The organism is Qipengyuania atrilutea, from assembly GCF_013370205.1.
Lineage (GTDB): Bacteria > Pseudomonadota > Alphaproteobacteria > Sphingomonadales > Sphingomonadaceae > Actirhodobacter > Actirhodobacter atriluteus.
This window is the reverse complement of record NZ_JABWGV010000002.1, coordinates 155,412-166,787: the sequence shown is the minus strand read 5'-3', so window position 1 is coordinate 166,787 and position 11,376 is coordinate 155,412. Positions and strand designations below refer to the sequence as shown.

At 65.0% G+C, this 11,376-nt stretch carries 8 protein-coding genes; 4 read left to right on the top strand and 4 right to left on the bottom strand.

Annotated elements, in window-relative coordinates; genetic code table 11:
* Window positions 1–5: 5 nt before the first annotated feature.
* From HUV48_RS05865 to HUV48_RS05850, 4 genes are read right to left on the bottom strand one after another with little or no spacing between them, the layout of a single operon-like run.
* Window positions 6–1,034: a DUF2891 domain-containing protein gene (locus HUV48_RS05865; RefSeq protein WP_176266866.1), complete on the bottom strand. Its 1,029-nt coding sequence runs from the start codon at window positions 1,032–1,034 to the stop codon at window positions 6–8.
* Complete coding sequence (locus HUV48_RS05860) at window positions 1,025–1,975, bottom strand: DUF979 domain-containing protein (protein ID WP_176266865.1); 951 nt, start codon at window positions 1,973–1,975, stop codon at window positions 1,025–1,027. Before HUV48_RS05860 ends, HUV48_RS05865 begins: the two co-directional genes overlap by 10 nt.
* Window positions 1,972–2,655, bottom strand: a complete 684-nt coding sequence (locus HUV48_RS05855) for a DUF969 domain-containing protein (RefSeq protein ID WP_176266864.1) — start codon at window positions 2,653–2,655, stop codon at window positions 1,972–1,974. Before HUV48_RS05855 ends, HUV48_RS05860 begins: the two co-directional genes overlap by 4 nt.
* A complete protein-coding gene (locus HUV48_RS05850) occupies window positions 2,652–6,215 on the bottom strand; it encodes a hydantoinase B/oxoprolinase family protein (protein ID WP_217906706.1) in 3,564 nt (1,187 codons plus the stop codon). Before HUV48_RS05850 ends, HUV48_RS05855 begins: the two co-directional genes overlap by 4 nt.
* A gap of 127 nt (window positions 6,216–6,342) precedes the next feature.
* Here HUV48_RS05850 and HUV48_RS05845 point away from each other — a divergent pair, with 127 nt between their 5' ends.
* The 4 genes from HUV48_RS05845 to HUV48_RS05830 all read left to right on the top strand — a co-directional run bounded on the left by HUV48_RS05845 (window position 6,343) and on the right by HUV48_RS05830 (window position 11,323).
* Window positions 6,343–7,509: a PepSY-associated TM helix domain-containing protein gene (locus tag HUV48_RS05845; RefSeq protein WP_176266862.1), complete on the top strand. Its 1,167-nt coding sequence runs from the start codon at window positions 6,343–6,345 to the stop codon at window positions 7,507–7,509.
* A complete protein-coding gene (locus HUV48_RS05840; RefSeq protein ID WP_176266861.1) occupies window positions 7,506–7,685 on the top strand; it encodes a hypothetical protein in 180 nt (59 codons plus the stop codon). Before HUV48_RS05845 ends, HUV48_RS05840 begins: the two co-directional genes overlap by 4 nt.
* 26 nt (window positions 7,686–7,711) lie before the next feature.
* Window positions 7,712–9,814, top strand: a complete 2,103-nt coding sequence (locus tag HUV48_RS05835) for a TonB-dependent receptor (protein ID WP_176266860.1) — start codon at window positions 7,712–7,714, stop codon at window positions 9,812–9,814.
* A 162-nt stretch (window positions 9,815–9,976) separates the two neighbouring features.
* Entirely contained in the window at window positions 9,977–11,323 is a 1,347-nt protein-coding gene (locus tag HUV48_RS05830) for a GntT/GntP/DsdX family permease (RefSeq protein ID WP_217906705.1), read from the top strand.
* The last annotated feature ends 53 nt before the right edge of the window (window positions 11,324–11,376 follow it).

The following is an 11,376-nucleotide window of genomic DNA, read 5'->3' as shown; positions in this document are numbered from 1 at the left end:
ACGTTTTACTCGTCATTCGGCGATTGGCTGCCCGGCTTTGCTGAAGCTTCACTCGCCAAAAACGCGAGCAGCGCAAAGCTCGCCAACCAGTGCTCGCCCATGTAATCGCCGGTTACGTGCGGAAGCGCGGCTGCCAGATGCGCGTCGGCCCGTGTATCGAGCATCGACGCCGCAGGGTGCGCGCCGAGCTTGCGGGCGATGACCTGCAGATGCCACGCACGGCTCAGGTTGAGACCGTCCAGGTGCGCGATCTTGCCGTCGCTCCGGTCGCTGACGGTTACGGGGTGACACTCCCGCTCGATCCAGCCGTTGCCGAGCACCAATGCGTCGAGCCACGGCGCAAACTGCTCCCGCTCCATGATGCGGCTCATCAACATGGCTGCCGAAAGCACTGGTGACAGGAACTCGTCGCCGCCCGGCTCCCACCCGCGGTAATCGCTTCGCTCGGCAAATGCCGACTGCGCCCAGCGGTCGATCGCAGCGAGCAATGTGTCGTCGTGTCGCTCCGCCCATTCGCGCGAGAGCGTCAGCGCGAACGAGGTATTGAAATGCGTGCCGACCGTAATCGGGTAGGTCAGCACGTCCAGATAACCGGGAAACCGGCTGCCGAACGCGCGCGCCAAGGGTTCGAGACGCCCTGCCCAGTCGCGGTCGCCGTGACGCTCTGCCTCCAGATGAAGGTAGAGGAGCCACGCCCAGCCGTAGGGACGTTCGAACCCCCGCGCTTCCGGCCGGTCCAGATAGGCACGTTCGATAGCGATCTTCTCCGGCGTAAATGTCTTTTCGGCCAACGCGGCGATCTCTTTCGCTTCGGGCATGGCCGGATAGAGTCTCCGCAGCGTCAGCAGGGTCCACCATCCGTGGACGCAGCTATGCCAGTCGTAGCTGCCGAAAAAGACGGGATGCGCCTCGCGCGGCGGACGCACGTCGTCGTCGCCGGTGTAAACATGGTCGTCCTTGTAAGGGTAGGGACGAGCAACATGGCCGAGCGCAGTTCGTGCAAAGCGGCGGGCGATATCTTCGGTCAGTTCCATAGCACGAAGCCTGCTACATAGATGATCGCCACATTGCACACCCACAGCGGAATCGCGGTCCCGATCTGCTGACGGATGACGCCGTTCTGATCCTTAAGCTCAAGCAGCGCGGCGGGCACGATGTTGAAGTTCGCTGCCATCGGAGTCATCAGCGTGCCGCAGAAGCCGGCGAGCATTCCGACCGCCCCGATGACTGCCGGATTGCCGCCGTAGTCCTCGACTAGTAGCGGGATGCCGATCGCTGCTGCCATGACCGGGAAAGCGGCAAAGGCATTGCCCATGATCATGGTGAACAGCGCCATGCCCAGCGAGAAGACAACCACGGTCAGGAATACGCTGCCGCCCGGAATTATCTCGTTCGCCATGCTGCCGATGATCTCGCCCACACCGGCCAGCGCGAACACCGCACCCAGCGCCGCGAGCAGTTGCGGCAGGATCGCCGCCCAACTGATCGAATCGAGCAGCCGCCGCCCCTCCTCCGCCGGTGCCATGACCGGCGGCCTGAGCCATGCCATCGCCGCGGCAAGTGCGAGCAGCACCCCGATGCCGAACAAAAGAAGAGTCTCGCGCCGCTCTTCGAACAGGCCGGTCTCGCGAAACGGCGTAAAATTATAGAGCAGCGTTCCCGCAACTGCCGTAAGCGGCACGATTAGCGCCGGCACGAACAACCGGTTGCCGAACGTCTCGGAAAACACGAAGCGCTCCTTCGGGTCCGTTGTGGCGGGATTGCTGCGCTTTAGACCGCCGGCGCCTGCGATGCCGACCATTGCCAGCACGATGCATCCGTTCGTGAAGTCGGACAGATGGCTGCCCAAGAAGAAACTTGCCGCAAGCAGTCCCCAGAAGGCGGCATTGCCCCACAGTCGGTCGCGCAGGCTCAGGACGGACCAGATCGCGAAGAAAGCGCCTGCGAGAATGTACAGCCATTCGTAAGTGATCATGGCTTCGCGCTCCCTGCTATCCGGCCGATCCGCCGGTCGAGCGCATTGATCCGCCAGCCGTGAATGACGAAGGCGCAGATCGCGGTCGGGATCGCCCAGACTGACAATTGCAGCGGCGTCAGCGGATAGCCGGCGCTCTCGAAGACGCCTTGGATTAGCAGGATCGAAGCGATGGCGAAGAATATGTCTTCGCCGAAGAACAGACCGACATTGTCGGTCGCAGCGGCCATTGCCAGTACCTTCTGCCGCTCATCCTCCGGGATGTCCCCGTGCGACTTGACCGCCGCCGCCTCGGCCATTGGCGCGACGAGCGGCCGCACCGCTTGGGGATGGCCGCCGATGTCCTTCATCCCGAGCGCGGCGGTAAGCTGCCGGAACAGGAGGTAGAGAGTGAGCAGCTTGGCCATGGTCGCGCCGCGCACGCTTTCAATAACCGCACGGGCGCGCTCCTGCAGGCCGTATCGTTCGAGCAGGCCAATCACCGGAAGAATGATCCAGGTGACGCTGATGTAGCGGTTGTCGTTGAAGGCGCTGCCCAGTGCTTCGATGACCGAAACGAGATCGAGCCCCGCCAGCACGCCGGTCGCCAAAGCCGCGACGACTACGACCAGCAAAGGATTGAAGCGCAGCGCGAACCCGGCAACGACGATTGCGATGCCGAGCAGCGGCCAGTAGTTCATTCCTTCGCCTCCCCGTATCCGCCGCCGCCGGGCGTCAGGATGACGAAGGTATCGCCGGGCTTCATTTCTGCCGACCCGGTTGCCCCGAGTTCTTTGCGCGAACCGTCCGCCCGTTCCACCCAGTTGCGGCCCGGCTGGGCGTCGCCCCCGCCGCAGATGCCTTTGGGAGCGACCGCGCGCCGGTTGGCAAGCATGTTCGCGCGCATCGGTTCTAGGAACGTCACGCGCCGCTCCACTCCGTCGCCGCCGGGATATGCCCCCTTCCCGCCCGATCCTTTGCGAATGGCAAACCGCTCCAGCCGGACCGGCAGCCGCGTTTCGAGTATCTCGGGGTCGGTCAGCCGCGAGTTGGTCATGTGCGTTTGCACCGCGCTCGTCCCGCCGTGGTCCGGTCCCGCTCCCGCCCCGCCGCAAATGGTTTCGTAATACTGGTCGTCGCGGTTGCCGAAGGTGAAGTTGTTCATAGTCCCTTGGCTCGGCGCGAGGCGGCCGGTCGCGGCGAACAGCGTATCTGTGACGACCTGGCTGGTCTCGACGTTGCCCGCGACCACGGCGGCACCCGGCCGCGGATTGAGCATCGAGCCTTCCGGCACGACCAGTTCGACCGGCCGGAGGCATCCGTCGTTCATCGGTATTTCGTCGTCGATAAGCGTTCGCAGCACATAGAGCGCCGCCGCTCTCGTGATCGAACGCGGTGCGTTGAAATTGTCGGGTAGCTGACCGCTCGTTCCGGTGAAGTCGAATACGGCAGAGCGCGCCATGCGGTCGATGCGAATGGCGACCTTGACGACCGCGCCGTTGTCCATCGGATAGGCGAACTCGCCGTCGGTCAGCCGGTCGAGGAGGCGGCGCACACTCTCCTCCGCGTTGCCGAGGACATGCGCCATGTAGGCCGCGACGACCTCGCTGCCCTGATCGCGGGCGGCGCCGGTGAGCAGTTCGCTCCCGCGCGTACAGGCGGCGAGCTGCGCACGCAGGTCGGAGAGGTTGCGCACGGGGTTGCGCACGGGGTGCTTCGCGGCGGCAAGCGCCTCGCGCATCGCATCTTCGCGGAAGGTCCCTTCGTCTACCAGCAGGAAGTTGTCGATCATGACCCCTTCCTCGTCGATATGGCGGCTTTCGGGCGGCATCGATCCGGGCGCGATCCCGCCGATGTCGGCATGATGGCCGCGCGCGGCAACGAAGGCATCGGGCTCGCTGCTATCCTCGCCATAGAATACCGGAACGATAACGGTGATGTCGGGCAGATGCGTCCCGCCGCGGTAGGGATCGTTGAGCACATAGGCATCGCCGCGCCGAAAGCCGCGTCCGTCCGCCCTGCCGCTGCGCGCCTCGATCACCCGCGCGATGCTGTCGCCCATGCTGCCGAGATGCACCGGGATATGCGGCGCGTTGGCGATCAGGCTGCCCTCCGCATCGAACAGCGCGCAGGAGAAGTCGAGCCGCTCTTTGATGTTCACGCTGGTCGCGGTGGACTGAAGCACCACGCCCATTTCTTCGGCGATCGCCATGAACAGGTTGTTGAAGATTTCGAGCCGTACCGGGTCGACCTCGGTCCCCACCGCGCGGTCACGCTGCAAGACCTCCGTCCGGGTCAGGACGAGGCTGCCTTCTTCCGCGAGGTTGGCCTGCCAACCGAACTCGACCACGGTGGTGGAGCCGGGATCGATGATGAGCGCAGGCCCGGAAATGGGAGTGCCGCCTGTCATCGCCGTACGCTCGAGCGTGTGCCAATTGCCGGATGCCTCGCCGGAAGCGGCGACCGGCTCCGCATTGCTTTGACCAAGCCCGCCCGAATGGCCGCTGGCTTCGACGCTCAGCGCTTCGACCATGATGGCCGCATCGGCATCGGAATAGCCGAACCGCTGGCGGTGCAATTCGCGAAACGCAGCGTCCATCGCCTTCGGGTCGTCGCAGCGGACCGCGATAACGCTGTCGCTGCCTGTAAAGCGCAGCCGCGCCCTACTTTCGAGGCTGATGGTATCTGGTGCGATACCCTGCTCGGCCAGTGCCTCTTGCGCCTCATCCTGAAGCGCCGCCAACTCGCGCGCAAAATCGTCGCCGAGCGGACGCACGACGCTCACTTCGCGAATGGCTTTCACCGGAGCGAGTCCAATACCGTAAGCCGACAGGATGCCGGCGAGCGGATGGACGAGCACCGTCTCCATGCCGAGCGCGTCCGCGACCTTGCAGGCGTGCTGTCCGCCCGCGCCGCCGAAGCTGGCGAGCGCGTATGTCGTCACGTCGTGGCCGCGTGCGACGCTGATCTTGCGAATGGCATTCGCCATGCTGTCGACCGCGATGGCGAGAAAACCTTCGGCGATATCCTCGAGCGACTTCGGCTCGGGTAGCTGCCCGGCAATCTCTTCGAGCCGCGCCCTCGAGGCGGAAGGATCGAGCGGTTCGTCACCCTTCGGCCCGAACACGGTGGGGAAAAAGGCAGGGTCTATACGTCCGAGAAAGAGATTGCAGTCGGTGACCGTCAGCGGGCCGCCCTTGCGGTAGCACGCAGGGCCGGGGTCCGCTCCGGCGCTCTCGGGACCGACGCGGAAGCGCGAATTGTCGAAGCTGCAGATGGAGCCGCCGCCCGCTGCGACAGTGTGGATCTGCATCATGGGGGCCGCAACCCGAACGCCCGCGACGACGCTGTCGCCAGTCAGCTCGTATTCGCCCGCGTAGTGCGTTACGTCGGTGCTCGTTCCGCCCATGTCGAAACCTATGAGTTTCGTGTGACCGAGCGGCGCACCCGCGGCAACCATGCCCACGACGCCGCCCGCCGGGCCGGAGAGGATCGCGTCCTTGCCGCGAAATGCACCGACTTCGGCCAGCCCGCCGTTCGATTGCATGAAACGCAGCGAGCCGGTTTCCGGAAGGCCTGCCGCCAGCCCGTCGGTATAGCGCTTCAGCACCGGCGAGAGATAGGCGTCGACCACGGTGGTGTCGCCGCGCGGCACAAGGCGGATCAACGGCGCAACCTCATGACTGACGCTGACCTGCGCGAAGCCGATCTCCCGCGCGATTGCAGCAAGCCGCTCTTCGTGGCCGCGGTATTTCCAGCCGTGCATCAGCACGATGGCGAGTGCGTCGTAGCCCTCGGCCTTCAAACGTTCGAACTCGCTGCGCGCGCCATTCTCATCCAGCGGAGACAGCACTTCGCCTTGCGCGCTTATCCGCTCCTGGATTTCGATCACGGTCGCCGGCAGTTGCTCGGGAAGGACGATGTGCCGCGCGAAAATGTCGGGCCGCGCCTGTGTGCCGATCCGCAGCGCATCCCTGAAGCCGCGCGTGATCGCGAGAGCCAGCCGCTCTCCCTTGCGTTCGAGGAGCGCGTTGGTCGCAACCGTCGTCCCGATCCGGATCTCAGCGATCGGACCCTCGTCATGCCTCGCCATGAGGCGGCGCACCGCCTCGCTTGCGGCATCATCGTAAAAGCCGGGATTTTCCGACAGCAGCTTGTCGGTGACAAGCGTTCCATCGGGCGTGGTCGCAACGACATCGGTAAAGGTGCCGCCCCGGTCCACTGCGAAATGCCAGGCTTTTGGCGTGCGCGAAGGGTTCATTCGTCTCGCTTCGCACGGAGCCGCGCGGAATTCAAATCCGCGCATGCGCAATGGTTGAAGCGTTTCGTGCTGCTATTGCGAGTGATTATCATTGACGGAATCGGCGCCGCTCACTAGCCGGTGCCGCATGACGCGCAGAGCGATCCGCACCTGGTACCTGATCCACAAATGGAGCAGCCTCATACCCACGGCTTTCCTGCTGATGCTGTGCGTTACCGGACTGCCGCTCACCTTTCATGACGAGATCGACGCGGCGATGGGCGCCGATGCCGCCGAACGGCTGGCGGGCGCGCCGTCCGCGGACGAGGGGCTGCCGCTCGACACCATGCTGGCGAAAGCGCAGGCGGAGCGGCCCGGCGAAGTACCGCTCTTCATGGCATTCAGTCAGGACAGCCCGCTGCTGACGGTCACCATGGGGCCGACGCCCGACGCCGTGCCGGAGGACATGACGCTGCTGTTCCTCAATCGTCATACGGGGGCATCGCTCGGCCCGGCGCCGACCAATACGGTGATGGACTTCCTGCTCCAGCTTCATACCGACATGTTTCTCGGGCTGCCTGGAATGCTGCTGCTCGGTGCGATGGGGGTACTGTTCGTGCTGGCGCTGATATCGGGAGTCGTTCTCTACGCGCCATTCATGCGCAAGCTCGATTTCGGCACGGTTCGCAAGAGCCGTAGCAGCCGGGTGCGCCGCCTCGATCAGCATAACTTCATCGGTATCGTGGCGTTCGCCTGGATGCTGGTGGTCGGGGTTACCGGGGCCATCAACGCCTTCGCCGATCCGCTCACCGACAACTGGCGCGACGGAGAGGTTGCGCGCATGACAACCGCTTATGCGGATGCCGAACCGCTAGAGCCCGAAAACTACGGCTCGATCGACGCGGCGATGGCAGCGGCGAAAGAGGCGCTGCCGGGCCGCAGCCCGCAGTTCATCGGCTTTCCCGGTGGAGCGTGGTCGTCCGGCCATCATTACGCGATCTTCTTCCAGGGCGACCGCCCCGTCACGCAGCACCTGCTCACGCCGGCGCTGGTCGATGCCGAAACCGGCACACTGACCGACGCGCGCACCATGCCGGCACTCAACCAGGCCTTGATGATGTCGAAACCGCTTCACTTCGGCGATTACGGCGGACTGGCACTGAAGCTCATTTGGGCGGCGCTCACCCTCGCGACGATCTGGGTGCTGTGGACCGGCATCCTGCTGTGGCTGCGCCGTAAACCCGGTCATATCGAGCGCCGAATCGAGGAAATCCGCACCGGCGGATCGACCTTCAGGACGGCCGCCGCCACATGAAGCGCGTTCGCCACAGTCCCGCGCAGGTGTTCGCCCTGCCGCTCCTGATCGCGCTCGCGACGATAGCTGGCCTCGTGCTCGGCCTGACCGGGGACGGCGCACGCGATCTTGCCGCCGCGCTGCTCGCTGGAATTGCCCCCCTTGCCATCATTGCGATGCTCGCGCGCCGCACCTGACTATCTTCACGAAAGACCTTTCTCCAATGAACCGACTTACGTTTGTTTCGGGCCTTGCCCTCGCCGTATCCCTTACCGCCACCGCGCAGGCGCAGGAGCCCGCCGACGAGAGCGAGATCATCGTCACCGCACAGCGCGAGAACCGGACCGAGGTCGTAAACGGCGGCGAGGCCGGAGTGCTGGGCAACAAGCCGGCGGAAGACCTGCCCTTTACTATCCGCTCCTACGACGAGAGCCTGATCCTCAACCAGCAGCCGCGCTCGCTCGGCGAAGTGCTCGAGAACGATCCGACGATCCGCACCACCTACGGTTTCGGCAATGCCGCCGAGCAATTCGTGATCCGCGGCTTTACCCTGTTCGGCGACGATGTGGGCCTGAGTGGCCTATACGGCATTGCCCCGCGGCAGCTGATCGCGCCCGAACTTTACGAAAGCGTGCAGGTGCTGAACGGCGCGAGCGCGTTCCTCAACGGTGCGGCTCCCGGTGGATCGGGCATCGGGGGAAGCGTGAACCTGATGCTCAAGCGAGCCGGAACGGACCCGCTGACCCGCGTCACGGCGAGCGCTGCGGAGAACGCGCGCTTCGGCGGCAGCTTCGATGTGGCACGGCGCTTCGGCGAAAGCGGCGAGTGGGGCGTACGGCTCAATGCAGCCTACCGTGACGGCGAAACCGCAATCGAGCGCGAAGACCGCCGCACGCAGGTCGTGGGCGGTGCGATTGACTATGACAGCGGGCCGTTCCGCGCTGCGCTCGACCTCGCATATCAGGAAATTCGCGTCGACAGCCTGCGGCCGAAGGTTACCCTTGCAACCGGTGCGATCCCTGCGGTTCCCGAAGCCGACGCCAATTACGCGCAGGACTTCACCTACAGCGAACTGCGCGACGTGTTCGGAACGCTGTCGCTCGCCTACGACATCGCGCCGAACGCGCATCTCTACGCAAAGGGCGGCGCGCGCGACGGGAGCGAGGAAGGGCTCTACGGCGGCATTACCGTGAGCGACGCGGTAACGGGTGCAGCGACCGGTTCCGCGCTCTTCGTGCCTGCGACGACCAATAATGAAGCGGTCGAGGCGGGTCTGCGGGTCAAACTCGGCAGTGCGGTAACGCACGAGTTCAACTTCGGCGGCAATGCCAACTGGCAGGTCTTCCGCACCGCCTTCGACTTCCTGTCCGGTTACGAGACCAATCTCTACGCCACGCCGCAAGTGCCCGAGCCGCCCCGACCCGGTTTCGTCGGCGGCGACGTGGACGATCCCAATCCGATTACGCGCGCTTCATTGTGGAGTGCCTTCGCCAGCGACACAATCGGACTGCTGGACGATCGGGTGCTCGTGACCGGCGGCCTGCGGCTGCAGACGATCCGGCAGGAAAACATCGGCTACGATGGTACGCCTGGAGGTATTTACGACGAAAACGCGGTGACCCCGGTGGTCGGCGTGGTCGCAAAACCGCTCGAGCGGCTATCGCTTTACGCCAACCGGATCGAGGCCCTGCAGGCCGGGCCGATCGTTCCGTTCGATACAGCCAACCCGCTGCCCAATGCCGGTCAATCGCTAAGTCCGCGCAAGTCAGTACAATATGAAGTCGGGGCGAAGCTTGCGGTCGCCGACCTGTTTCTCGGTCTCGGCGTATACCGGATCGAGCGGCCAGGCGAAGGCGTGTTGCCTGACGGCACATTCGGCTATCTGGGCGATCAACGGCACGAGGGCATCGAGTTCACCGTGAACGGCCAGATCGTACCGGGCCTCCGCCTGATCGGCGGTGCAGCGCTGACCGACGCCGAATTCGTCGGCGGGAACGAGGTGCAGGGCGTACCGGAATACACAGCCAATGCGAACTTGGAATGGGACCTCGGCTTCGCGCCCGGACTTACGTTGACCGGCCGAGCGGTTCACACCGGGCCGCAGTGGGCCGATGCGGCGAACATGCTGGAGCTTGATAGCTGGACCCGCTTCGATCTCGGCGCGCGCTACGTAATCGCTGCAGGGGAAACCCCGGTCACACTGCGCCTGTCGGTCGATAACGTCGCGAACGAGCGTTACTGGGCGAGCGCTTTCGATGCCTTCGGCGCTGCGCTGCTCCAAGGCTCGCCGCGCGCGGTCAAGGCGAGCATCTCAGCCGACTTCTGATAGCGCGCCCCTGCCTTGCAAACTCGCGGCTTTGCCGAAGCGGCGGTTTGTTGTTATCGCTACCACAAGGGGCTGCGGACGAACGTTCGAGCCCAAAGTGGCGAGAGGCGATATGGGCGATTCAGCGATTGGGTTCGGCAGCGTGAACGGGCGTAAGTCCGCATGATCGCCGAACCTTGGGCGAGCCTGACGATCGTCGGTGCCAGTATTGCGATCCTGATCTTCATGGTGCTGCGCTGGAAGGTCCCGGCGTTCATTGCGCTTCTCGTCATAGCACTTGCCACCGGGATTGCGTTCGGAGCCGACCCGGCGGATGTCATCGCTGCCGTGCGCAAGGGCACGGGCGAAGCGCTTGGCTTCGTGGCGGTCGTCATCGGCCTGGGAGCGATGCTGGGCGGCCTGCTGGAAGCGAGCGGCGGAGTCGGCACGCTCGCCAACCGCCTGCTCGACGCATTCGGAGAGAGCCGCGCACCTTGGGCTCTGGTTGTCGTCGGTATAATCGTCGGCATACCCCTGTTCTTCGACGTGGGCTTCATCGTGCTCGCGCCGCTGGTTACGACGCTTGCGCTGAGGGCGAGACGGAGGGTCATGTACTTCGCGCTGCCGCTGCTTGCGGGCCTGCTCACCATGCACGCGCTACTGCCGCCGCATCCCGGCCCGGTCGCGGTCGCGGAACTGATCGGCACCGACTACGGCCTCCTCGCCCTATACGGCCTGGCCTGCGGCATCCCCGCCGCCCTCGTCGCCGGACCGGTCTTCGCGGTTCTGACGCAGAGCAAGGCAGGGTTCGGACCAAGCGGTCCGCCGCCGCGCTTCGACGAGGAGGCACCTGCCGTCGCCAACATCGGCTTCACCCCGGCACTGGCAGGCATGCTGATCCCCCTGACGCTCATCCTGCTGGCCGCGCTCGCCACAGGCGTTCTGGCTGAAGGAACGCTTCGCACCGTACTCGAGTTCGTCGGCCATCCGTTCACCGCCCTCATCATCGCCTGCGCCTTCGTCGGCATGTGGCTGCGGTTTCGCCTCGATGCGCCGCTCCAGACCGTGTCCGACGTCATGACCCGCTCGCTTGCTCCGGCCGGTCTGATGGTCCTCGTGGTCGGAGCGGGCGCGGCCTACAAGGAGGTCCTGATCCAGTCAGGTGCGGGCGCGCAGATCACTGCCGCCGTTTCAGCCTTCGACCTGGCCGTGCCGGTCTTCGCGTTCCTGCTGGCTGCTTTCATCCGCGTAGCGCAGGGCTCCGCTACGGTTGCGATGGTAACCGCCGCCGGCCTGGCCGTGCCGCTGATCCAGGCAGCCGGACTTTCGCCCGGCCAGATCGCGCTTGTCACGGTGACGATCGGGGCCGGCGCATCGGTCGCGAGCCATGTGAACGACACCGGCTTCTGGCTCGTCAAACAGTACCTCGGCCTGACCGAAGCGGAAACCTTCCGAACTTGGACCGTCAGCGCCACCATCGCCGGGGCGGTGATGTTCGCGGTCGCCATGCTGCTTTGGAGCTTTGCCTGAGTTCTACAGGCGATTTTCAGTGACCGTCCGCGCCTAGCGGAGTGCATGAATGA